Here is a 22218-nt window from a genome sequence, read left to right as displayed (position 1 = left end):
GCCTCACCCGGCCGGTGCTTCGTCGGCCTGGTACTCCGCGGCCTTCGCCGGGGATGCCGTGCCGCTGGGGGCCTCGGCGCCGTGGCTCAGGCCGCGCACCTGCGGTGAGAGCAGGGCGGCCGTGGTGGCCAGGACGAGCAGGGCCGCACAGCCGGCGAGGGCGGTACCGGTGCCCACGGCGCCGGCGACGGGTCCGGCGGCCAGCAGGCCCAGCGGCGCCAAGGCGAGGGAGCCGAACCAGTCGTAGGAGCTGACGCGGGAGAGGGCTTCCTCCGGCACCTCCCGCTGCATGGTGGTGGTCCACAGCACGCCGAAGACATCGCTCGCGACCCCCGCGCCGAACATGGCCGCGGCGATCAGCCACACCGGCGCCGAGGCACTGAGCAGAGCGAGTGGCAGGGCGGCCGGAAACGTGCACAGCACGGCCACCAGGATGGGACGTCTCACCCGCACGCGCGCGGCGAGGCCCGCGCCGGCGATCGTACCCACGGCCTGCGCGGCCACGATGACCGACCAGGCCCGCGCTCCTCCCAGGTGCTGCTCGGCCGTCAGCGGGCCCAGTACGCCGACGTTGGCATTGAGGACGGCGACCACGACCGCGTACTGCGCGACCACCACCCACAGCCACTGCCGCGAGCTGAACTCCCGCCAGCCTTCCCGCAGGTCGGCCCAGCCCGACGCCTTCTCACGCGGCCGCGAGACCACCCGCAGCCGGACCGTCAGCGCCGCGCTGACCACGAAGGACGCGGCGTTGAGCGCGAGCGCCCAGCCGGCCCCCACCAGCGCCACCGTCACCCCGGATGACGCCAGTCCGAGCAGCAGGGAGCTGTTGATGCCCACCCGCATCAGCCCGTTGGCCCGCTGCAGCTGTCCGGAGGGCACGATGAGCGGCACCAGACCGTCCATCGCCGGAGCGAACATGGCCGTCGCCGTGCCGGCCGTCACCGCCAGCAGACACATCGCCGGCAGCGGAGCATGGCCTGTCAGGACCATGGCGGCCAGCCCCGCGTACGCCCCGGCCCCCAGCACATCGGCCACAGCCATCAGCTTCGACCGGGACATCCGGTCCGCGATGACACCACCGACCAGGATGAACAGCAGCTGCGGCGCCGCCTGGCAGGCCAGCACCAGCGAGAGCCTCCCCGGACCGGCTCCGGGAAGCGCGAGTACGGCGAACGCCAGCGCCACTCGCGCGAATCCGTTGCCCAGTACGGAGATCACCCGGGCGGAGAAGAGCAGAACGAACTGCCGGTCCCGCCACAGCGGCACACGGTCCAAGGAGGCTGTCACGACCACGCACCCTAGAGATTCCGGGCGGCGCGGGCCACTTGGGTACGAGGGGATCGGGTGGCCGGGTCAGTTCCTGCGGCGTGCGGCCCAGACGGTGCGTTCGGTGCGCACGGTGAGGTCGTCGCGGCGCAGGACGCCGTGCGGGCTGTCGGTGTCGAGCAGCCGGTCGAGGGCGGCGACGTCCTCGGCCGGCAGGGTGTCCACCGCGGTCTGGCGCAGGCGTTGCAGAGTGCCGAGCGCGTAGGCACCGATCGCCGGGCTGCCGGAGCCCTCGATGTGCACGGTGACGGTGCGCTTGTCCTCGAGGGCGAATCCGGCGGAGGTCAGCATCGGCCCCCAGTCGGCGCCGCGGTGCGGGACGTGCTCGGCGTGGAACCGGCGGCTCGCGGCATGGCATCGCTCCTCTAGGCCGGGCCGGTCCCGCGGTGCGTCCTCCGGCAGGAAACGCGGGAATCCCGCCAGCTCCACCACGGCGAAGAGTCCGCCGGGGGCGAGCAGATCGTACACGTGGCGCAGCGCCTGCTCGGGCCGGGCCATGTGGTGCATCGAGGCGGACGCCCACACCAGGTCCGGGCTGCCGAGGTCGGGCCAGTCGGCTTCGTCGAGATCCGCCGGCACCGTGCGTACGCGATCGTCCACGCCCAGGGCGCGGCTCTTGTCCCGCAGACGCTGAAGGTGACCCGGGGAGGCGTCGGCCGCCGTGATCCGTGCCGTGGGAAACCGGTCGAGCAGTGCGAAGGTGCCCGTGCCGGTACCGCAGCCGAGGTCGACGATCTCGTGTGGGGATGTCCCGACGGGCAGCCATCGGGTGATGTCGGCGATGTGTTCGGCCAGTACGTCCGCGTCGAGGTCGAGGATCTCCGCCTGAGCGTCGGCGTCGGTCCGCTGGTGGGGGCCGTGCACGTGTGCGTGGTTCATTCCGTCACCGTAGGACGGTCATGCGCGGTGGGCACGTGCCCTCCCGGTTCACGCAAGAAGGTGGCCGCGCGCCGTGCCGGACACGCAAGACGCCCCCCGGCGGGCCTACGCCGATCATGTGTCCGGACCGCCCGCATCGATGCCGTCGGCGCGCCGGCCGCCGCTGTCGCGCTGGTGACCGCGGCGGGCGTCCCGGTCGAAGATGCCGAGGATCTCGCACGGTCCTCCCTCCGCGCCGATGGCGTGCGGCAGCATGGTGGGGAACTCGGCGGCCTGGTTGGTCTCGACGCGGAAGCGGCGGTGACCCAGCATGAGGACGGCGGTGCCGGACAGGACGACGAGCCATTCGCGCCCGGGGTGCGCGCGCATCCGGGCGGAATTGTCCGGCGGTGGCTCGGTCATCCTCTGCCGTACGACACTCATCCCGGGGTCGCTCCTGACGGGCCAGCGCATGAGTCCGTGCGCGCTGTCGATCATCGGGCTGGTGACGACGTCGTCCGACGCGGTCTCCACGAGCTGGTCCAGGGTCGTGTCCAGAGCGCGGGCGAGGATGACCAGCTGATCCAGCGCGAGGCGGCGCCGGCCGTTCTCGATGCGGCTCAGTGAGGACTGGCTGAGATTCGCACGGCCGGCCAGCTCCTCGAGCGACCAGCCCTGCGCCACCCGCAGAGCGCGGATCCGTTTGCGTACGAGGCTGTCCAGATCGCCGTCGTCTTGCGTCATGGGCAATATTGTATGCCTCTGCTGCAGTGGGCTGGCTCGGCGCCGTGGGGGCGCGCCCGGGTGGGTTGCACGGGAAGAAGGGGCGTACCCCGCGCGGTTGAGGGCGGTGGCGCGGCCGGTGTGCGGGAACCGATGCGTGGCAGTCCGAGGCTTGTCCGAACGACGAGATGCGGTGATCACTCCGTGAGGGCAGTGCGGTTGCACGAGTACGGCGGGATCGATGTGCTGCGGGTCGAGGAGGTGGAACGCCCGGTGCCCGGCCCCGGACAGGTACTGGTCGAGGTCCGCGCGGCCGGGATCCAGCCCGGTGAGGTGATGATCCGCGAGGGCGAGCGGCACGACCGCTGGCCGGCGACGTTCCCCTCCGGGCAGGGCAGCGATCTGGCGGGCGTGGTGGTGGAGACCGGGCCGCGGGCGCGCGGCTTCGCGGTGGGTGACGAGGTACTGGGCTTCACGCACGGCAGGGCGAGCCACGCGGAGTTCGTCGTGGTCGACGACGTGGCGCTGGCCGCGCTTCCCCGGGGGCTGTCCTGGGACGTGGCCGGCTCGTTGTACGTGGCCGGGACGACCGCGTACGCCACGGTGTTCGCGGTGGACCCGGTGCCCGGCGAAACGGTCGTGGTGTCCGGCGCGGCGGGCGGCGTCGGATCCCTTGCCGTGCAGCTCGCACGGCGGCGCGGCGCCCTGGTGATCGGGCTGGCGAGCGAACGCAACCATGTCTGGCTGAAAGACCGCGGTGTCGTCCCGGTCGCGTACGGGCAGGGCGTGGCCGAGCGGATCCGGCAGGTCTCCGGCGGCGAAGTCGACGCGTTCATCGACACGTTCGGCGACGGTTACGTGGACCTGGCGGTTCAGCTGGGGGTACGGCCCGAGCGGATCAACACGATCCGCGACTGGCAGGCCGCGGCCAGGGTCGGAGCGCGGACCTACGGAGAGGGCGCGGCGGCGTGCGCGGTCGTCGTCGGCGAGCTCGCCCGCCTCGCCGCACGCGGGGAGCTGGAGGTGCCGATCGCCCGCACCTATCCGCTGGAGCGGGTGCGAGACGCCTTCCGCGAACTGGAACAGGGACACACCCACGGCAAGATCGTGCTCCGTCCATAGCCCCGCACCGCCACGCCGCCTCGGCTCCTGCCCGGCCGCACACCGGGCAGGGGCCGCCGGACCGATCAGGTGGGGAAGTAATCGCTCAGGACGCAGCCCTCGACGAGCGCGTCCTCCGTCCGGTGACCGCTCGGCGGCGAGAAGTCGGGGTCGCAGGTCAGCAGGGCGAGCCCGGAAGGGGACAGCGCCTCGATCTGGTCGTCGCCGACGGGCACGACCGCGTAGTTCTTGCCGACGGCGAAGAGGTCGCCGCTCTTCTTGGCCGCGGTCTGGAACTTCCGCATGTCCGAGATCAGGAGCAGCGCAATGGGGTGTCGCGAGTCGTTGCAGACGGCGCGTTCCTTGATTCCCCATGACGGGTCCGCCACTTCACGCGCGCCCCAGGCGGCGGCCGAATCGTCGTGCGAGGCGTCGTACTCGGATCCCGGCTGCACGTCCTTGCAGGAGGTGAAGAGGTCGACGTTGCGGGCGAGGGCGTCCATGTCCGACGCCTCGGGCAGGTCGCCACCGAAGCCCTGCTCGGTCGTACCGGCGCCCGATCCGGCCTCGCCGGCCGGGGCGGGCGAAGCCGGGCCGTCGGCCCTCGACGCGGAACTGCCGCCATGACCGGCGGAGTCGTCGTTGTCGTCACATCCCGCCGAGACCGTCAAGGCTACGAGTGTGGCACCCATCACGAGGGCGCGCTTGAGGTGCATGATGTCCGTTCACTTGTCGGTAGCATGATCGAAAAGACCCTACTCGAACGAACCACGGACGCCGTCGGCGGCTCCACGCCCGTCAGGCGCATCGCCGTCCGACGCCGCCCCTCCTCCCCCGGCCTCCGATCACGTCTCCGGAGGCTGACCTGATCCCGGCTCACCTCGCTACGGCGGCACGTCGCGACGGGCTGCCCCGCGCCGGGACGGTGTCCACGGCCTGCCGGGAAGCCGGACCGTGACGCGGAGGCCGCCGGTGGGGCGGGGGGCGAGGTCGAGGGTTCCGTCGTGGGCGCGGACGATCCCGTGGACGATGGCCAGGCCGAGACCGACGCCGGCGTGCTCGTCGGCGCGTACGCGCCGCGTGCCGCGCTGGAACGGTTCGATGAGTGTGGGCACCAGTTCCGGTGGGAGCGGATGACCCGTGTTCTCGACCCGTACGACGCTCGCGCCGCCCTGTACCCCGGTGTGGACCGTCACGGTGCCGCCGGTGGGGAGGTTGTGGACGACGGCGTTCTGGACGAGGTTCGTCACCATCCGCAGCAGGAGTTCCCCGGAGCCGCTGGTCCATGTCGCCTCGCCGGTGACGTCGAGCGTGATCCCGCGCTGTTCGGCGAGAGGGAGCAGGGTCTCGGCCGCCTCCTCGGCGACGAGGGACAGGTCGACGCTGTCGCGGGTGAAGTTCCCGCGGTCGCTGCGACTCAGCAGGAGCAGTGCCTCGGTGAGGCCGATCGCGCGGGCGTTCACGCTCCGCAGGCGGTCGAACAGTTCGCCCCGGTCTCGCGCGGGGTCCCCGCGGGCGACGTCGAGCAGCGCCTGCGAGATCGCCAGCGGCGTGCGCAGTTCGTGGGAGGCGTTCGCGGCGAACCTCCGCTGTTCGGCGACGTGCGACTCGAGTTGTCCGAGCATGGTGTCGAACGCGTCGGCGAGTTCACGGAATTCGTCCTGGCGGCCCTCCAGGCGGATCCGGTGGGACAGCGATCCGCTCCCGGCCATCCGCACCGCGGCAGTGATCGGGGTGAGTGGTGCGAGCATCCGGCCGGCGAGGATCCATCCCCCGACGAGGCCGAACACGAGCAGGAAGGCCATCGCCGCGGCCGCGGCGGGGGCGAAGGTGTGGACGAGGAGGTAGCGGTTGGGCGAGATGCCGAGGAGGCCCTGGGAATTGTCCGGTACGTAGCGCAGCAGGAACACCCACACCACGGACAGCAGGAGAGCTCCGGCGACGGCGAGGAACCCGGCGTAGCTGAGGGTGAGCTTGAGCCGGACGCTGAGGCCCGGGCGTCTAGCCATGTGTGCCGCCGGGACGAGTGCTGCCGGGGCCGGTGTCGATGCGGTAGCCCACGCCCGGCACCGTGACGATGATCCGTGGTTCACCGAGCCGTTTGCGCAGGGCGGAGACGGTGATGCGGACGGCGTTGGTGAAGGGATCGGCGTTCTCGTCCCAGGCCCGTTCCAGCAGTTCCTCGCTGCCGACGACCCCGCCTTCGGCGGCCACGAGGACTTCGAGGACGGCGAACTGCTTGCGGGTGAGCGCGACGTAGCACCCGTCGCGGAAGACCTCCCGGCGGAAGGGGTCGAGGCGCAGGCCCGCGATCTCGCGGACCGGGGGCCGGGCGTACGCCCGCCTGCGGTCGAGCGCCCGCAGCCTCAGGACCAGTTCACGCAGTTCGAACGGTTTGGTGAGGTAGTCGTCGGCCCCGAGTCCGAACCCGGACGCCTTGTCGTCGATCCGGTCGGCGGCGGTGAGCATGAGGATCGGGATGCCGCTGCCGGAGGCGACGATGCGCCGGGCGACCTCGTCCCCGGAGGGGCCCGGGATGTCACGGTCGAGGACGGCGAGGTCGTAGGAGTTGACGCTCAGCAGCCGGAGCGCGCAGTCGCCGTCACCTGCGATGTCGGCAGCGATCGCCTCCAGACGGAGACCGTCACGGACGGCTTCCGCCAGGTACGGCTCGTCCTCCACGATCAGTACACGCATGGCTGCAGCCTAAGCAACCGAGGTGTCCCCGACATGTGCGGAGAGCGCCGCGGACGGGACACGCGGCTCAGCCTGCCGGTGCCGGCACGGGGCGGCGCTGGTCCGACGGCTCCCGCGCCGCGGTCCGCCACCGGCGGCGCGACGCCAGCGCGGCCAGTACGGCACCGGAGGCGTTGACCAGTACGTCGTCCACGGAGGACACCCGGTCCAGCCGCAGGACGTACTGCGCGGTCTCCACCAGGACCGAGCAGCCCGCCCCGAGCGCCAGGACCCGCGGCACGGAGGCCACCGCCGCGAACCTCATCGGGGCGAAGAACCCCAGCGCCGCGAACACCAGCAGGTTGCCCACGATCCCGAGCGCCCCCATGGTGACCAGGTCCCGCAGCGGTACGAGGCTCACCCGGGCGGGGGCGGTACCGGCGGCGCCGCCCGGCATCAGGGTCAGCCAGAGGAACGGCACCGTCCCGTGGACCAGGCCCACCTCGGCCAGCGACGTCCGCCACGCCCGGGCGGCGCCCGCGGCACGCCTGCGGTACGCCAGGGCGCACACCGTCAGCGCGGCCAACGGCAGCGTGATCAGCGTCATGAGCACCACGCCGTTGAACGTACCGAGGCAGCCCTGCCACTGCCCGGTCATGCACATCGGAGCGGACATCATCAGCGGCCGCCGCACGACGAACACGGCGTAGGCGAGGACGGGGACCGCCAGGCAGAGACGCACTATGCGGCGCTTGCGGCGGGGCCGAGCCGCCAGGGGCGTGTTGTGGTTCGTCTCCTTCATGTTCCCATTGCATACGGCGGGCCGTTGCGGTGGCGTATCCGGTTTTCGATACGCCCGCGATACACGGGCTCGCAGGCGGTCAGGCTCCGGCCGCCCGCGCATGCGGCCCGCCCCCGGTGTCTGCCCGCGAACCAGCGGCGCACGGTGCCTGGTCCGCGACAGGACGGCGGGCGTCGGCCAGGAATGCCTGTGCCGCGCGGAGGACGCTTCGGGCCGGGACTGTCAGGCGGTCCTCAGCGGATGGGTCTCCAGGGCGGAGCGCGGAGGCCACGCATGGGGCGCGAGGATGCCGAGGACATAGGCGCGGGCGACGAGGGCGGGGCGCGTCGCGGCGCCCAGCAGGTGTCGCAGGCGGCTGAGGTGGTAGTCCACCGTCTGCCGGGACAGTTGGAGCGAGGAGGCGATGTCGCCGTTGCTGCTTCCCGCCGCCAGCAGGGACAGGATGCGGATCTGCGCGGCGGTCAGTGGTGGCAGAGCCTCGTAGGCGACGCTGTGCTGCGTGACCACGGCCCAGACGTGCCGGGCCCGGGTGCGGGAATGGCCGACCGTCGTCAGGTGGAGTCGGGCGCGGCGCAGTGATCCCTCGGCGTCGACGAACACGGCGGACGTCTCGACGCGTCTGGTGCGGCGGGCTATCAGGCTGCCCCACCGGCGGTGCAGCAGGTCCAGGTCCGGTGCGGGCGCGAGGAGGGTGTGCGCGCGGCGGCCGACCAGGTCGGGCAGGCCGAGGTGGAGGAGTTCGGCGGCCGCCGCGCTCGCCTCGATCACGCGCCCGTTCGCCGACAGCAGGGCGCAGGCCAGTCCGCTGTGGTCACGCAGCGCCCGCAGCCTGTCCTCGGCCTCCAGCCGCTGCTCGGTGGCGTGCAGGTGGTCGGTGACGTCCACGTAGATCCCGGCGACACAGGTGCGGGCGTCCTCCCGTACGGGGAAGCGGTGGCCCACCGCGCTGCCCGTGCTGCCGTCCGGGCGCCGGTAGCCCAGGGTGTGGCGCACCGGTGTGCCCCGGGCGAGTATCTGCTGGTCGAGGGCGCGGAACCGTTCCGCTTCGGCAGGGGTGTCGAAGTCCTCGATGTACTTTCCGACGAGTTGCCGCGGGACGGTCCCGTAGAGGTGCGCGTAGGCGTGGTTGGCCCACAGGTAGCGGCCCTGGCGGTCCCGGATGAAGGCGGCGGCGGGGGCGAGGTCCACGAGGTCCGCGAAGGCCTCGGCGTGGGTGCCGGCCTCCGTCGCGGGGCCGCGCGTACGGCTTCGGGCGCGGTGTTCGTGACGCAGGCGTCCGGCGTCGACCGTGCTGCCGTCGATCCGTGGCGGCCGGTGGCCGGGAGCGGGGGGTTCCTGACGTGTCTGTTCCGGGAGGCGCTGCCCGGCGCCCGTCCCGGTGAGGTCGCCGCCGCCCCGCCCCAGCACCTGCCACGGCTCGTCCACTTCCCACCAGAACACGGGGAGGTGCTCGAGCAGTGCGGGGAGGCTGGGATCGACCACGATGGTTTCCGTCCGTAGAAGCGTAACTGACAAACAGTCACATTGTGTGGGGTATCCCGTCCCGGTCCGGCACATGCCCGACACCGGCCGAAGTGCCGGATCAAGCACCTGATATTCAGCCGGTTCCGCTCCCGCCGGGAACCAGCCGGCCACAAGTCCCTCGCGCGGCCGCGACGTTGTCACGGATTCCCGGCGCGGTCCGCAGCCCATGCACCCGCCCGGCCTGCGACACGAACGCCGCGCGTCGGCGGCACGACGTGGTCCGCCAGTGGCACAACACGGCCTGTTCACGGCACAAACACCGTCCCTTCATGGCACAACACGGTCTGTCTGTGGCAAAAAGGTCGGCTACTCAGGCATTTGCCTGAACCGCGGGCGGCCGCCGCGGCATCGAGGGCGGTCGCCGCCTGCTCTCCTTGAGTGTGCGGGTGAACACGCCCCGGCACGGTTCCCCCGAGCGATGGCCTCCGGGGCCATCACGCATCACCGGCGCGGACGACGATCCGTACCGACCCGACCAATGGAGGCGAACGTCAGTGAGCACGGTGCTGTTAGTGCATGCCAAGGGCGGTCCGCCGCTCGGCCACGTCCTGTCCCGGACGGCCGCGAAGGCGGATGTGCACCTGCTGGCTCTCAGCGAACTCCCTCCCGCCGTGGCGGGCTCCGCCCGGAAGCTGTGCGCCTCGGTCGTGACGCCTGCCGACGCGCCGCGCTCCGACCTGGTGGCCCTGATCGTCGCGCGGGCCGAGGCCGTGGGCGCGGACGCGGTGCTCACCTTCTCCGAGTACGCGGTCGTGGCCGTCGCCGCGGCCTGCGAGGCGCTCGGTCTCCGGGGGCCGGGCAGTGCCGCCACGCTCGCCCGCGACAAGCGCCTGATGCGCGACACCTGGCAGCGGTACGGCCTGCCCCAGCCCGCGTTCCGTCCCGTCACCACTGAGGCGGACCTGCACGCGGCGGTGAACGCGCTGTCCTGCCCGCTGCTCCTCAAGGCGGCGTGGAGCGCGGGGTCCACCGCTCACCAGATCATCCGTTCCCCGCACGAGGCGTCCGCCGCCTGGGCCCGCTCCCGTGACGTCATGGCCGAGTCGGCGCAGCTGGGGTACGCGGAGCTTCATGTCGCCGAGGCCGACGCGGACTTCGTGGTCGAGGAGATCGTGACGGGCACGGCGTCGGACTGGTTCGACGAGCGCGGCTGGGGCGACTACCTGAGCGTCGAGGGTGTCGTGGCGGACGGTGTCTTCCACCCCGTCTGCCTCAGCGGGCGGATGCCCACGGTCGAGCCGTTCACCGAGCGCGCCGGCATCACCCCGGCCCTGCTGCCCCAGGACGCCCAGGACCGTGTGGTGGACCTCGCCCGCCGTGCCGTGGACGCCCTCGGGCTGCGGGACTGCGGGACGCACACCGAGATCAAGCTCGGTCCGGACGGCAGCATGTGGCTGATCGAGACGGCCGCCCGGTTCGGCGGCGCCATGACGGTGCCGCAGGTCGAGGAGGTCTTCGCGCTCGACCTCGTCGGCATGCTCGTCGACCACCTCCTGGGGCGCCCGGTCCCGTGGCCCGAACAGGCCCTCACGCCGGCGCAGGCGCGGGGCGCGGCAGGCTCCCTGGTCGTCCTCGCGGTCGACGGCCGCGGCGAGGCCTGGCGGGACCGCAGGGTCTGGGACTTCCCCGTGGTCTCGGCGGACGTGCCCCTGAGCCGGGGCAGCGAGCTGTCGGTGGTGGCGGAGAGCTCACTCGCCGACGGCAGCGTCGTGCCGGTCTACGACCCGGCCGCGGGCGCCAACACCATGGCGGCCCTGTGCCTGCTGTCCGCCACCGACCCCGGGACGGTGCTCCACGACTTCGAGACGCTGGTGGACGCCCTGCCCCGGGTACTGCCCGCCGCGCGGCCCGAGGAGGTCCCGGCATGACCGCCGCCCGCCTCACCGCCGCCGCCGAACCGGCCACCGACCGCACGGTCGTCGGAGAGAACCTCTCCCTGCCGCTCTTCCGGACGCTCTCCGGTGTCCTGGCCGGTCACCCCTATCTCAAGGTCGTCGTCGACCGTGCCGAGAACACCTGGCACCTGCTCGACACCGGCGCTCACCCCTTCCACGTCGACTACGTCGCCACCCGCGTCCTGGGCATGGACCTCACCGCGCTCGACGCGGAACTGGACACGTTCAACGCCTCCGTCTACATGGACCCGGAACGCCGCTTCCTGCTGGGCGTGCTGTCCCTGCACACCGGCGAGGACACCGACGGCCGCGAACGCACCTTCCTCGTCCTGGAGACGACCGAGGCCGACACCATGCACGGCGAACTCCTGACGTACTTCTACGAGTTCGTCCGGGCGCGGGTCGACGGCAGTCTGCCGCTGCTGCTCAAGCCCGCCAACCACGGCCAGGAGGAGGAGCTGTCGACGATCAGCGAACTGCGCGTGCCGCGCATCCTGAGCCACGAGCTCTTCGGCTCCAGGACCCGCACCCCGCTGAACCCGGGTGAGGCCACGGGGCGGCTGCGGTACTTCCGTACGCACGAGGAGTACGCGGCGGAGGAGGCCGGACTCGGCTGGGCGGACATCGTGGCCATGCCCTGCCTGCCCGACGACGTGCCCCGGGTCGCCGGATTCCTCAACACCGCGCCGATCACGCCGCTCTCGCACACCAACGTCCTCGCCTCCGGCTGGGGCATCCCCAACGCGATCGTGCGCGACCTGGAGCAGCTCGTCGAGAAGGACGGCCTGGACGGCGCATGGGTCCGCTACCTGGTCGGCGAGGACCGGATCTCACTGGAGCGACTGGACCACGAACCCGACCTGCGGGCCCCGGCCTGGCACCAGCAGCGCATACGCCTGGAGCCGCCCCTGCTGGAAGACGCCCCCGTGCTGTCCCTGCACCGGCTCCGCGGCGCCGACCGCGACCGCTACGGCACCAAGGCGGCCAACCTCGGCGAGCTGCACCACGTGCTGGACAGCCGCACGGCCGACCTGACCGTCTTCTATGGGCGGCCCCGCCCGCCACGCGACGACCTCTACGGGCACCTCGCGGCCCGCCTCGGCCTGACCTCGCCCTCCGTCGGCGAACTCCGCGCCAAAGCAGCCGAGTTCGTGGCCGCCGCGGTCGGCGCCCCGGAAGGCGTCGCTCTCCCCTTCGCGCTCCAGCAGCGCTTCCTCGCCTCCTCCCCCGCTCTCCAGCAGGGCATCGGCAAGCTCAAGATGGCCCTCGAACTCGACGCCACCGACGTCCTGGACTCGCTCTGCCTGCAACTCCAGCACCTGATCAGGCACACGCCCGTCCCGGATTCGGTCACCCGGCAGATCGACCAGGCCTTTCCCGCCTCCGCGCCTGCGCGCGGGCGCCTGGTGGTGCGCTCCTCGTCCAACGCCGAGGACCTCCCCGGGTTCTCCGCGGCGGGCGTCTACGACTCCGTCACCACCGTCCACGGCACCGGCGAACTCCTGGACGCCGTACGCCAGGTGTGGGCCTCCCTGGTGTCCCCCCGCAGCGTGCGGCTGCGCCACCAGGTCGGCATCTCCCTCGACGACACCTACATGGGCGTCATCATCCAGGAGTACGTGCCCGCCAGTCTCGGCGGCGTCCTGGTGACCTGCGACCCGACCCGCCGGGAGGACTTCCGCAACGTCTACCTCAACTGCTCCCCCGGCTCCCCCGAGCAGGTGGTGGACGGTTCGGTCCTCCCCCAGCAATACCTCTACAACACCGTGGAGGGCGGCGGCCGTACCGTCGCCCTGGGCTCCTGGGGCGACGGGCTGTCCGCCGCCACCCGCTCCCGGCTCGCCGACCTTTCCCTGACCGGCCGGCTCCTGCAGTCCCACTTCAGCGCGGCCGACGTGGACCGGCCACTGGACATCGAGTGGCTCATGACCGAGCGGGGCGACTTCCGGCTGGTCCAGATCCGCCCGTACGCGCTGTGAGGCCGCGTCCTCGCGGGCCGCGCCCCGGCAAACGGAGGGGCACCGGCCTGACGGACACCGCACGCCGCATCATCCGGCTCAACTACGGCTTCCAGCTGCTGTTCAACCTGCTGTGGTGGATGCCGGTGTTCTACGCCTACCAGAAGACGGCCGGGCTCTCGGACGGACAGATCTTCGGCATCCAGAGCATCTACTACGTGGCCTTCTGCCTGTTCGAGATCCCCACCGGGCTGATCGCCGACCGGATCGGCACCCGCAACTGCCTGCGGGCCGGAGCGGTGGTCATGACGGCGGCGAACCTGGCCCCGGTGGTCAGCGCCTCGTACACCGGCTTCCTCGTCCACTTCCTGGCCATCGCCGCGGGCCGTTCGCTCACCTCAGGGGCGGCGAGCGCCTACCTGTACGACGGGCTGCGGGCCGAGAAGTGCGACGAGCACTACCTGAGGGCGGAGGGCACCGCGCGTGCCATGGGGCTCGCGGCGAAGGTCGTGTGCTGGCCCCTGGTGGGACCGTTGATGGCCGTCGTCCACGCGGCCCCGTACGTGCTCAGCGCGGCGAGCGCGGCAGGGTCCCTGGCCTGCGCCGTGCTGCTGCCCCGGGTCGCGGGGGCCGGCGACGGCACGGGCAAGGGGGACGGCGGGCGCAGGGGCGGCGCGTTCCTGCGGGACGCGGGCTCCGCACTGCGCTGCGTCGCCTCCTCGCGGTGGCTGGCCCTGGTGATGGTGCAGGGTGTGGCGGTCTTCACGCTGTCCCGGATCTGCCAGGTCAACCTCTTCCAGCCGATCCTGCTGGACCACGGCATCGCCGAGTCCTCGCACGGCGGGGTACTGGCCGCGATGACGGTGGCGGAGGCGGTGGCCTCGGCCCGCCCGCAGTGGCTGAGCCGCCGGCTGCCACCGGTCGCCTGGGTGTCGGTCCTCAGCCTCGCGCTCGCGGGCACCCTTGCGGCCATGACGTTCGGCGGACCGTGGGCCGTCGTCACGCTGCTCTGTCTGTTCGCCGCGGCGACCGGCTTCGCGTTCCCCGTCCAGCGCAAGCTGGTGAACGACGCGGTGCCGGCAGACGCCCCGCGGGCCACGCTGCTGTCGGTCGAGAGCATCGTGGACCGCGCCGCCTGCGCGCTGGCCGCGATCGCGGCGGGCGCGTACCTCTCGGCCGGGCATCTGGACGCCCTGCTGTGGCACAGCGCGCTCGCGACAGCGGTGCTGCTGGGGGGCTTCCAACTGCTCCTGCGCAGCGGTGCGGTCGCTCGGGAGAGGGACGGGACGAGGAAGGCGGCGAGCCCGGAGGCATCCCGCGCGAACGCCGGGGTTCCCCGGGCCGGGGACGCGGGCGCGGTCGACCCCGAGGCCGCCGACCGGCTGACCGGCTGACCGGCTGACCGGGCGCCGTACGCCCGGCGTGCCCCGACGCGTACGGCAGCGGGCCCGGCGGACGCCGGGACCGGTCAGAGGTGCCGACGGCCGAGCAGTCCGACCAGCCCGGCCGGCAGGTACGCGGGCCGGTGGGGACGGCCGATCTGGTACGGCACGAAGCCCAGCGTGGCGGCGACGGCGACCTCCTCGGCCGTCTCCGCCTGGTAGACGACGCGGCAGCGGCCCGAATCGGCCTTCGCGCGTTCCCACAGAACCGGGGCCGGCTTGCGTTCGGCCTCGGTGCGCGGCGTGCGGATCCGGTCCCCGAAGTCCTTCCAGGCGAAGGGGACCGGACCTCGCCACTCGGCGTCGACCTCCTTCTTCAGCCGGGCGGCACGCTCGGCGTCGGTCGCACCCCAGGAGGACGGAACGTTGGTGATCAGACCGACCCGGATGTGGCGTTCGCGCAGGGCGCGCAGATAGGTGGCCGCGCCGCGCCGGTAGTCGGTGCCGCCGTCGTCGGCGGTGTGCACGAGCGTCTCGCCCAGGTCGAAGTACACGACGGGACAGGCGCGTTCGCCTCTCGCTGGGGCGGCGGAGGCGACCGGTGCGCCTCCGCCCGCCTCCGCGGGAGCAGCCGTGCCGGACGCGGCGCAGAGCAGGGTCGACGCGAGGGCCAGGCCCAGCGCAAGGCCCGCACGGACCGGTCCCTCGGCAACAGATCTGTTCACGGCGTCATCGCCCTTCTCACGTCCTGTTCCACTGGTCTACCGCGCTCTACCCCCGAACAACGCCCGGCACTCGGGCCCCAGGAGGGCGTCCGCCCCCGCCCGGACGGCGACCGGGTGGGCCGCCCGGGTCCCGGGGCCCGTCCGCCGGGTCGCGGCCGGGGCCGTCAGCGGTGCCCCAGCACGTTGACCACCCGTCCGCCGGGGTCACGGACGAAGAACCGCCGCACGCCCCATTCCTCGTCCTGCAGGGGGTGGACGATCTCCGCACCGCTCTCCCGCATGACCGCATAGGCCGCGTCCACGTCGTCCACCTCGATGCTCATGTCGGCGTCGACAGGCGCGGTCCTGTCCCCGGTCGTGACGCTGATCTGCGCCGCCGGGACGGCCGGGGAGGCGAGTGTCATGATCCAGCCGTGGTTCATCACCTCCTCGAAGCCGAGCAGGCCGTAGAACTCCCGGCTCTCCCGCACGGCCTCCGAGCGGATGTTGGGTACGACACGACGCACAGTCATCGACGACTCCGAACACGCGAGGACGACGGGCACCACACGGACGGAATCCGGACCCGACGTACCGTGGACAACGACAAATCTGTGAACCACACAACTGCGCCCCGGCTGTCGCCGTCTGACAAGAGGTCGGGTCCGTCGGGGCCGGGGAGCGAGAGAGCGGGGCAGGTCGTGGGACGGCGCAGGCGCGGCATAGGGATCGTACTTGGCACGGTGACGCTGCTGGTGGGCGTGAGCGCCTGCGGCGGGGGCGGCGGTGACAAGGCGGGCGGGGACCAACCGAAGGCGTCGAAGAAGGAGAGCGCGAGCGCCTCCCCGTCGCCGGCGAAGCCCAAGGGCCCGCCCATGCTGCTCGACACGATAACGCCGCAGTCCGGGACCACGGTCGGCGTGGCCATGCCCATCTCGGTGGTCTTCACGAACCCGGTGGCGGCCAAGGCGCGGGCCACGGTCGAGAAGCACCTGAAGGTGGGCACCTCCCAGCCGGTGACCGGCGCCTGGCACTGGATGGGCGACCGGCGCGCCGACTGGCGGCCGAAGACGTACTGGCCCTCCGGCACGAAGGTCAAGATCAACGCCGACATGAAGGACGTCGGCAACGGACACGGCCGCTACGGCGTGCACGGCTACACGCACACCTTCACGATCGGCGACGACGTCCGCGCCGACGTCTCCGTGACCGGCCACACGATGAAGGTGACCCGGAACGGCAAGACGACCCGCACCCTGTCGATCAACGCGGGCAGCGCCCAGTACCCGACGTGGAACGGCACGATGGCCGTCATCGACAAGCAGGAGAAGGTGCACATGACCTCCTGCAGCGTCGGCATCAGCTGCGACAAGGGCAGCCCCAACTACTACGACCTCACCCTGCCCTGGGACGTGCACCTCACCCAGTCCGGCACGTACGTGCACTACTCGACCGGTGACCCCAACCCGGGCAGCGGCAGCGCCCGCGGTTCGCACGGCTGTGTCCACCTGTCCATGTCGGACGCCAAGTGGTTCTACGGTCAGGTCAAGCAGGGCGACCCGGTCACCATCACGGGATCGCCCCGTGCGAAGGCCGCGGCCGACAACGGCTACGCCGCCTTCAACCTGAGCTGGGACCAGTGGCTCGCGGGCAGCGCGTCCGGGGAGCGGACGACCGGGCGGCTGTGAAGAAGGCCAGGAGGTAACCGTCAGCACCGGCCCGAGGCCAGCACTGCCACGGCGGGAAGGTCGATCAGGCCGTCCTCCGCCACGCGCTCGGCCACCAGCCGGTCGTAGGCGGCCTTGATCCGGGCGGACATCTCCGGTGTCTGCCCGGTCACCACCTGACCGATGCCGGCCACTCCTCCGGCGGGCCCGGACCACCAGACCTCCGGGTCCGCCCGATGCGTCCAGGCAATCTCACCGCCGGCCACCCCGGCCCACCCCGTCTGCTCCAGCAGACCACACAGGCCCTCGGCGGACCGGGGGAAGGGCAACGGCGCCGGATACACCGGGCGTACCACACCGGCCTCGTCCAGCGCCTCGTCGAACAGGGACATCGCCTTGTTGCCGGCGTCGTCCCAGACCGTGACCGCGAGCCGGCCGCCCGGACGGACCACGCGGCGCACCTCGGTCAGGGCGGCCCACGGGTCCTCGACGTGGTTGAGCACGAAGTTGGCCACCACGGCGTCGAACGAGCCGTCGGAGAACGGCAGCTCGGGAAGCACGGCGTGCCGCACATCCGCCCCGGGAGCGTTCGCGGCCGCCAGCGCCACCATGCCCGGCTCCGCGTCCACTGCCACGACCTCGGCGCCCCGGGCCAGCGCCGCCGCCGCCACGGTGCCCGGCCCGGTGCCCACGTCCAGGACCCGTGGACCGGCGCCGACCTCGGCCGCGTCCAGCAGTGCCCCGGCCGTCGCTCCGCACAGGGCGGCGAAGCTCCCCGCGTATGCCTGGGCCGCCCCTGTCCACATACGCCGCTCGTGCGCGTCGAACTCGCCGCTCACAGTCCGCCTCCCCCGATCCGGGTCCCTCCGGGAGCCTCACAGGTGTCCCGGGCAACAACTTCCAGGATCCTAGGCCTTCGGGTCCGGCTTCCAGTCCTGGGCGAGGAGGCCGAGCAGCACCTCGTCCAGGAACTCACCCATCACCCAGGCCGACGAACGCAGCACGCCCTCGCGGACGAAGCCGTTGCGTTCGGCGGAGCGCAGCATCGCGGCGTTGTCCGCCAGCGTCTCGATCTGCAGCCGCTGCAGGCCGCGCACGATGAAGCCGTAGTGGCACAGCACCGCGACCACGTCGGTGCCGTAGCCCTTGCCGCGGGAGGCGGGGAGCAGCCCCAGCCCGATGTGGGCGGACCGGTTGTGGGTGTCGATGCCCCACAGCGTCGCGGTGCCGACCAGCGTGCCGGCGTCCAGCTCCACCACGGAGAACGGCACGCTCCCCTGTTCCTTGTCGTCCACCACGAGCCGGGGGTCCTTCGAGCCGGGCGTGGTCGGCCGCCACGGCCCTGCCTCGGCCCGCGAGGCGTTGACCACGTCGTCGTAGAGCTCGGTCCGCAGGATCGGGATGTCCGTCTCGTGGCGAGCCCTCAGCCCGACCTTGTCGCCCTTCAGCATGCAGGCTTCCTATCCGACCGGGCCGGCCCGCGGCAACCGAATTGAGGGCCGGCCCGGTCGGGTACGCCGCGGTCCCGCGGTCCCTACGGCCTCAGTGGAGGCACAGACAGAACGGGTGGCCGGCCGGGTCGGCGTAGACCCGCCAGTTGGCGTCCGGGCGAAGCTGGTCCGTCCGCTCCAGCACGGTCGCCCCGAGGGCGAGTGCCCGCTTTTCCTCTCCTTCGAGGTCGTCCACGTCGAAGTCCAGGTGGAGCTGCTGCGGGCGCTCCTGGCTCGGCCATTCGGGCGGCCGGTAGCCGTCCACCCGCTGACAGGCCAGCGGCGTCCCTTCGAATCCCCGCACCTCGATCCAGTCGGTGTCCTCGGGGTCCGCGACCACCTGGCCGCCGAGCAGCTCCGCGTAGAACTCCGCGAGCCGCACCGGATCGGCGCAGTCCAGCGCGACCGCCTGCAGTTTCCGAATCACTTGCGACACCTCTCGTTGGTCGGCCGCTCACGCGACGCCCGTGTACGGGAGGGGAGGTACCCGCCACCCCGACGGCCATGCGCGGCGCTACGCCGGCCTGCCGCCGGACTCCACCCGAAGGAGGCGTGGGCGTACCGGTAGGTTGAGCGGGTGTCTACGCCACCCGTGATTCTGCTGCTGTCCGGGAGCCTGCGGAGCGGTTCCTCCAACGAGTCCGTCCTGCGCACCGCGCAGGCCGTGGCCTCCGCGCAGGTGCGCACCGTCCTCTATGCCGGGCTGGCGGCGCTGCCGCACTTCAACCCCGATGACGACGCCGCCCCGCTGCCCGCCCCGGTGGACGCGCTGCGCGCGGCGATCGGCGAGGCGGCGGCGGTGCTCATCTGCACCCCCGAGTACGCCGGCACCCTGCCGGGGTCGTTCAAGAACCTGCTGGACTGGACGGTCGGCGGCACCGAGATCTGCGACAAGCCCGTGGCCTGGGTCAACGCGGCCGCCCCCGGCCGCGGCCAGGGCGCGGAGGCGACCCTGCGGACGGTGCTCGGCTACACGGGCGCCCACATCGTGGAGCCGGCCTGTGTGAGGGTCCCGGTGGACCGCCGGATGGTGGGGGCGGACGGGATCATCACCGACGCAGGAGTGCGTGAGCGGCTCGGCGGCGTGCTGAAACTGCTCGCGGAGTCCCACCGGCGGGCGTCCGAGGGCGACCTGGTCTAGCGGTGCGGGGCAGGACCGGTGGACGGGCGGGCCGGCGGGCCCGCTCAGCCCTGAGGCTCCTGCGGCCTGGCGTCGACTTCGCGCAGGCCCTGGTCCTTGAGTTCGGTGCGCGCCTCGGTGCGGTGGCCACGGGCGATGTAGTCCCGTACGACCGCCTCGATCGCGTCCTGCGCCGAGCCGATCCCGGCCAGGACCATCACTTCCACCACGAGTTCGGCGTCGAGACCGATATTGACCTTGGCCACGGTGTCCCCCTCATCGCGTCGCATGCGCACCCTAGCCTGTGCTCGCGGCCACCGACCGGTCTTCGCGCGCTCCGGTCCGCCCGTCCGCCGGCTGAGGCGCCCGGCTCCTGTCCGGGCACCGGTCGCCGTGTCAGAACGAGACCTCGCGGACGCCGACCTGGCTGCGCGGCTGTGTGGTCGCCGTGATCTCCGACCGGTGGCGGCTGCCCGAGAACGTCACCGTCAGCGTCTGCGGCGCGGTCTGCTCCGTACTCACCGTGAATCCCTGCCCGGGCACCGCCGAGACGAGGCACACGCCGCCGCTGCCGAACCGCACCGTCGCCTTGCCGCCCTCGGACGGCACCGTGTACACGCCGGAGCCGTCCTCCTCGCATCCCGGGGAGCCCGCGCCCGCCCGCGACTGCCGGGGCGTCGGGTCGGCCGTCTGCGCGTGACTGGGCCTGTGTGTCCCCCCGCTCGTCCGGGAGGGCGTCGGGCTGGGCTTCGCGGCGCTGCGCGACGGGCTCGGAGAGGGCTTCTCGCTCGGCGAGGGCGCGGGCCGCGGCGACGCGGGGAACTCCTTCGGCACCGACTGCGCGACCGGCGCGGTCGGCCGTGTCGAACCCACCACGAAATGGATCGTGATGATGACGGCCGTGACACTGGCGGCGGTGCACGACAGCCAGATGAGCAGGTAGCGCAGGAGGCGGGACACGACACCATAGTGACGGACCGGCTAACGTGCCTGCCCATGGCCTCCGTACTTGTCGTCGAGGACGACCCTGTGATCCGGGCCGCGCTGATCGAGGTCCTGTCCGGGCACGGCTACGCGGTGAAGACCGCTCACCAGGGCTTCGAGGCGTTGCGCGAGGTCACCCAGAGCCCTCCGGACATCGTGGTGCTCGACCTCGGGCTGCCGGATCTCGACGGTCTGGACGTGCTCCGGATGATCCGGGGCGTCTCCCGCGTCCCGGTGCTGGTCGCCACCGCCCGCGACGACGACACCGAGATCATCCGGCTGCTCAACGCGGGCGCCGACGACTACATGGTCAAGCCGTTCTCCGGGGGGCAGCTCGCGGCCCGTCTCGCCGCCGTGCTGCGCCGTTCCGTGCCCGCCGACGTGCGGGACGCACGCCGGCCGGCCCTTCGGGTCGCCGACCTGCACATCGACCCCACCGCCCGCACCGCGCATCTCGACGGGCGAGAACTGCCGCTCACCCGGCGCGAGTTCGACCTGCTCGCCTACCTGGCCGCCAACGCCGACCAGGTCATCTCGCGGCAGCGGATACTCACCGAGGTGTGGCAGCAGCCGTATCTGGAGGACCAGACGGTGGACGTCCACCTCTCCGCGCTCCGCCGCAAAATGGGCGAGAAGGCGCGTACGCCCCGCTATCTGCACACCGTGCGCGGCATCGGCATCAAGCTGGTCAGCTCGCCATGAGACGTGCGCTCGCCGGCATAGCCCTGGCCGTCACCTCGATGGTCGCCCTGTCCTTCCTCATCCCGCTCGCCCTCCTCGTCCGCGAGGAGGCCCGGGACCGGGCCACCACCACCGCCGAGCAGCGGGCCGCCGCCCTCTCCCCGGTGCTCGCCCTCACCACCCGGCGCGCCGACGTGCAGCAGGCCGTCACCGAACTCGGCTCCTCGGACCAGCTCGTCGTACGGCTGCCCGACGGCGGCTTCGTCGGGTCGCCGCACGCCCCCCATGACGCTCTCGACCGGGCCGTACGGGGCCGGGAGACGCTCGCCGTGGACACCGCCGACGGCTGGGTCTACCTCCAGCCCGTCGTCCTGCGCGGCGACCGGGTCGCCGTCGTCGAGGCCTACGTGCCCGCCGCGGACCTCTCCCGGGGTGTGGCCACGTCGTGGGGTGTCATGGCGCTGCTCGCGCTGGGCCTGGTGGGTGGCTCGGTGCTGGTCGCCGACCGGCTCGGCGCCCGCGTCGTCCGCTCCTCCCGCAGCCTCGAGCGGGCCTCGCTCGCCCTCGGCTCCGGCGACCTCGACGTACGGGTGGAGCCCGCCGGTCCACCCGAACTGCAGGAGGCGGGGGCGGCGTTCAACACCATGGCCGACCGGGTCGTGGACCTCCTCGCCGTCGAGCGCGAACTCGTCGCCGACCTCTCCCACCGGCTGCGTACACCGCTGACCGCTCTCTATCTGGAGGCGGACCGGATGGGCGCGACCCCGAGCGCCCGGCGGGTCACCGAGGCGGCCGGCCAGCTCGAGAGCGAACTCGACTCGATCATCGCGGCGGCACGCACCCCGCTGGCCGCCGCGCAGCCCGGCGGTGCGGGCACCGCGAAACCGTGTGACGCGGCCGAGGTGGTCGCCATGCGCCTGGAGTTCTGGTCGGTACTCGCCACTCAGCAGGACCGGCCCTACGAGCGTTCCCTCTCCCCGCGCCCCACTCCCGTCGCCTTCTCCGAGGACGACCTCGCGGCCGTCGTGGACGCCCTGATCGGCAACGTCTTCCGGCACACCCCGCACGGCACCGGCTTCGCCGTCCGCGTGGAACGGAAGGACGGGCACGTGCTGCTCACCGTCGACGACGCCGGGCCGGGCGTCGCGGATCCCGAGGCGGCCCTCACCCGGGGCGTCAGCGTCGGTGGTTCCACGGGCCTCGGCCTGGACATCGTGGCCCGGGCGGCCCGCGCGGCGGAGGGTGAACTGACGATCAGCCGCGCGCCGTTGGGCGGGGCGCGGGTGCGGGTGTCGTTCGCCCTCGCCGGCGGGGGACGCTGAGG

The 22218-nt window shown here is 72.5% G+C and carries 23 protein-coding genes; 8 read left to right on the top strand and 15 right to left on the bottom strand.

The window, feature by feature from the left end:
* Window positions 1-3: 3 nt before the first annotated feature.
* From ACFY93_RS10650 to ACFY93_RS10640, 3 genes are all read right to left on the bottom strand, one after another.
* Window positions 4-1290, bottom strand: coding sequence for an MFS transporter (locus tag ACFY93_RS10650; protein ID WP_391355907.1), 1287 nt, complete (start codon window positions 1288-1290; stop codon window positions 4-6).
* Window positions 1291-1356: 66 nt separating this feature from the next.
* Window positions 1357-2208, bottom strand: coding sequence for a methyltransferase (locus tag ACFY93_RS10645; RefSeq protein WP_391355904.1), 852 nt, complete (start codon window positions 2206-2208; stop codon window positions 1357-1359).
* Between the two features lie 114 nt (window positions 2209-2322).
* Window positions 2323-2931 carry a helix-turn-helix domain-containing protein gene (locus ACFY93_RS10640; RefSeq protein ID WP_391355902.1) on the bottom strand — a complete coding sequence of 203 codons (609 nt, stop codon included), beginning with the start codon at window positions 2929-2931 and terminating at the stop codon, window positions 2323-2325.
* 183 nt (window positions 2932-3114) lie between these two features.
* On the opposite strand from ACFY93_RS10640, the gene ACFY93_RS10635 reads away from it, so the two are divergent.
* Window positions 3115-4032, top strand: a complete 918-nt coding sequence (locus tag ACFY93_RS10635; RefSeq protein ID WP_391355899.1) for a zinc-binding dehydrogenase — start codon at window positions 3115-3117, stop codon at window positions 4030-4032.
* Window positions 4033-4097: 65 nt separating this feature from the next.
* On the opposite strand, the gene ACFY93_RS10630 is transcribed toward ACFY93_RS10635, so the two are convergent.
* The 5 genes from ACFY93_RS10630 to ACFY93_RS10610 form a co-directional block, all read right to left on the bottom strand.
* Window positions 4098-4682, bottom strand: a complete 585-nt coding sequence (locus tag ACFY93_RS10630) for a hypothetical protein (RefSeq protein ID WP_391355896.1) — start codon at window positions 4680-4682, stop codon at window positions 4098-4100.
* A 213-nt stretch (window positions 4683-4895) separates the two neighbouring features.
* Complete coding sequence (locus ACFY93_RS10625) at window positions 4896-6020, bottom strand: ATP-binding protein (protein WP_391355893.1); 1125 nt, start codon at window positions 6018-6020, stop codon at window positions 4896-4898.
* Window positions 6013-6708, bottom strand: coding sequence for a response regulator (locus ACFY93_RS10620; protein ID WP_391355891.1), 696 nt, complete (start codon window positions 6706-6708; stop codon window positions 6013-6015). The genes ACFY93_RS10625 and ACFY93_RS10620 overlap by 8 nt, the downstream gene beginning before the upstream one ends.
* 67 nt (window positions 6709-6775) lie before the next feature.
* Window positions 6776-7489 carry a VanZ family protein gene (locus ACFY93_RS10615; RefSeq protein ID WP_391355889.1) on the bottom strand — a complete coding sequence of 238 codons (714 nt, stop codon included), beginning with the start codon at window positions 7487-7489 and terminating at the stop codon, window positions 6776-6778.
* A gap of 222 nt (window positions 7490-7711) precedes the next feature.
* Window positions 7712-8971, bottom strand: a complete 1260-nt coding sequence (locus ACFY93_RS10610; protein WP_391355888.1) for a PAS domain S-box protein — start codon at window positions 8969-8971, stop codon at window positions 7712-7714.
* A gap of 536 nt (window positions 8972-9507) precedes the next feature.
* On the opposite strand from ACFY93_RS10610, the gene ACFY93_RS10605 reads away from it, so the two are divergent.
* From ACFY93_RS10605 to ACFY93_RS10595, 3 genes are read left to right on the top strand one after another with little or no spacing between them, the layout of a single operon-like run.
* On the top strand, window positions 9508-10881 hold the full coding sequence (locus ACFY93_RS10605; RefSeq protein ID WP_391355886.1) for an ATP-grasp domain-containing protein: 1374 nt from the start codon (window positions 9508-9510) through the stop codon (window positions 10879-10881).
* On the top strand, window positions 10878-12887 hold the full coding sequence (locus ACFY93_RS10600) for a PEP/pyruvate-binding domain-containing protein (RefSeq protein WP_391355884.1): 2010 nt from the start codon (window positions 10878-10880) through the stop codon (window positions 12885-12887). Before ACFY93_RS10605 ends, ACFY93_RS10600 begins: the two co-directional genes overlap by 4 nt.
* Window positions 12884-14260 carry an MFS transporter gene (locus tag ACFY93_RS10595; RefSeq protein WP_391355882.1) on the top strand — a complete coding sequence of 459 codons (1377 nt, stop codon included), beginning with the start codon at window positions 12884-12886 and terminating at the stop codon, window positions 14258-14260. Before ACFY93_RS10600 ends, ACFY93_RS10595 begins: the two co-directional genes overlap by 4 nt.
* A 74-nt stretch (window positions 14261-14334) precedes the next feature.
* Here the strand turns inward: ACFY93_RS10595 and ACFY93_RS10590 are convergent, their stop codons facing one another.
* Together ACFY93_RS10590 and ACFY93_RS10585 are read right to left on the bottom strand one after the other, a co-directional pair.
* Window positions 14335-14973 (bottom strand): hypothetical protein, encoded by a 639-nt coding sequence (locus tag ACFY93_RS10590; RefSeq protein WP_391355880.1) that lies wholly within the window; start codon window positions 14971-14973, stop codon window positions 14335-14337.
* Between the two features lie 164 nt (window positions 14974-15137).
* The gene (locus ACFY93_RS10585; protein WP_391355877.1) at window positions 15138-15485 is read right to left on the bottom strand and encodes a VOC family protein; all 348 of its coding nucleotides are present in this window, start codon (window positions 15483-15485) and stop codon (window positions 15138-15140) included.
* A gap of 168 nt (window positions 15486-15653) precedes the next feature.
* Here ACFY93_RS10585 and ACFY93_RS10580 point away from each other — a divergent pair, with 168 nt between their 5' ends.
* Entirely contained in the window at window positions 15654-16640 is a 987-nt protein-coding gene (locus ACFY93_RS10580; RefSeq protein ID WP_391355875.1) for an Ig-like domain-containing protein, read from the top strand.
* A 20-nt stretch (window positions 16641-16660) separates the two neighbouring features.
* Here the strand turns inward: ACFY93_RS10580 and ACFY93_RS10575 are convergent, their stop codons facing one another.
* The 3 genes from ACFY93_RS10575 to ACFY93_RS10565 form a co-directional block, all read right to left on the bottom strand.
* Window positions 16661-17458, bottom strand: coding sequence for a methyltransferase domain-containing protein (locus ACFY93_RS10575; protein WP_391355872.1), 798 nt, complete (start codon window positions 17456-17458; stop codon window positions 16661-16663).
* Between the two features lie 69 nt (window positions 17459-17527).
* Entirely contained in the window at window positions 17528-18070 is a 543-nt protein-coding gene (locus ACFY93_RS10570; RefSeq protein ID WP_391355869.1) for a GNAT family N-acetyltransferase, read from the bottom strand.
* Window positions 18071-18161: 91 nt separating this feature from the next.
* Complete coding sequence (locus ACFY93_RS10565; protein WP_391355866.1) at window positions 18162-18536, bottom strand: VOC family protein; 375 nt, start codon at window positions 18534-18536, stop codon at window positions 18162-18164.
* A 150-nt stretch (window positions 18537-18686) separates the two neighbouring features.
* On the opposite strand from ACFY93_RS10565, the gene ACFY93_RS10560 reads away from it, so the two are divergent.
* Window positions 18687-19250 (top strand): NAD(P)H-dependent oxidoreductase, encoded by a 564-nt coding sequence (locus ACFY93_RS10560; protein WP_391355863.1) that lies wholly within the window; start codon window positions 18687-18689, stop codon window positions 19248-19250.
* Window positions 19251-19294: 44 nt separating this feature from the next.
* On the opposite strand, the gene ACFY93_RS10555 is transcribed toward ACFY93_RS10560, so the two are convergent.
* A complete protein-coding gene (locus tag ACFY93_RS10555; RefSeq protein WP_391356236.1) occupies window positions 19295-19495 on the bottom strand; it encodes a type II toxin-antitoxin system VapB family antitoxin in 201 nt (66 codons plus the stop codon).
* A 130-nt stretch (window positions 19496-19625) separates the two neighbouring features.
* Window positions 19626-20189: a hypothetical protein gene (locus tag ACFY93_RS10550; RefSeq protein ID WP_391355860.1), complete on the bottom strand. Its 564-nt coding sequence runs from the start codon at window positions 20187-20189 to the stop codon at window positions 19626-19628.
* Between the two features lie 36 nt (window positions 20190-20225).
* Between ACFY93_RS10550 and ACFY93_RS10545 the strand changes: the two genes are divergently transcribed.
* Together ACFY93_RS10545 and ACFY93_RS10540 are read left to right on the top strand one after the other, a co-directional pair.
* Window positions 20226-20915 carry a response regulator gene (locus ACFY93_RS10545; protein ID WP_391355857.1) on the top strand — a complete coding sequence of 230 codons (690 nt, stop codon included), beginning with the start codon at window positions 20226-20228 and terminating at the stop codon, window positions 20913-20915.
* Window positions 20912-22216, top strand: coding sequence for an ATP-binding protein (locus ACFY93_RS10540; protein ID WP_391355854.1), 1305 nt, complete (start codon window positions 20912-20914; stop codon window positions 22214-22216). Before ACFY93_RS10545 ends, ACFY93_RS10540 begins: the two co-directional genes overlap by 4 nt.
* The last annotated feature ends 2 nt before the right edge of the window (window positions 22217-22218 follow it).

It is taken from the genome of Streptomyces sp. NPDC008313 (assembly GCF_042956125.1).
Classification (GTDB): Bacteria; Actinomycetota; Actinomycetes; order Streptomycetales; family Streptomycetaceae; genus Streptomyces.
This window is presented reverse-complemented; position numbering and strand designations above follow the sequence as displayed.

Excerpts from the sequence above, each read along its gene's own strand:
- ACFY93_RS10570 (WP_391355869.1), bottom strand. The coding sequence starts at position 18,070 with ATGCTGAAGGGCGACAAGGTCGGGCTGAGGGCTCGCCACGAGACGGAC.
- ACFY93_RS10600 (WP_391355884.1), top strand. The coding sequence starts at position 10,878 with ATGACCGCCGCCCGCCTCACCGCCGCCGCCGAACCGGCCACCGACCGC.
- ACFY93_RS10645 (WP_391355904.1), bottom strand. The coding sequence starts at position 2,208 with ATGAACCACGCACACGTGCACGGCCCCCACCAGCGGACCGACGCCGAC.
- ACFY93_RS10585 (WP_391355877.1), bottom strand. The coding sequence starts at position 15,485 with ATGACTGTGCGTCGTGTCGTACCCAACATCCGCTCGGAGGCCGTGCGG.
- ACFY93_RS10620 (WP_391355891.1), bottom strand. The coding sequence starts at position 6,708 with ATGCGTGTACTGATCGTGGAGGACGAGCCGTACCTGGCGGAAGCCGTC.
- ACFY93_RS10545 (WP_391355857.1), top strand. The coding sequence starts at position 20,226 with ATGGCCTCCGTACTTGTCGTCGAGGACGACCCTGTGATCCGGGCCGCG.
- ACFY93_RS10540 (WP_391355854.1), top strand. The coding sequence starts at position 20,912 with ATGAGACGTGCGCTCGCCGGCATAGCCCTGGCCGTCACCTCGATGGTC.
- ACFY93_RS10640 (WP_391355902.1), bottom strand. The coding sequence starts at position 2,931 with ATGACGCAAGACGACGGCGATCTGGACAGCCTCGTACGCAAACGGATC.
- ACFY93_RS10625 (WP_391355893.1), bottom strand. The coding sequence starts at position 6,020 with ATGGCTAGACGCCCGGGCCTCAGCGTCCGGCTCAAGCTCACCCTCAGC.
- ACFY93_RS10615 (WP_391355889.1), bottom strand. The coding sequence starts at position 7,489 with ATGAAGGAGACGAACCACAACACGCCCCTGGCGGCTCGGCCCCGCCGC.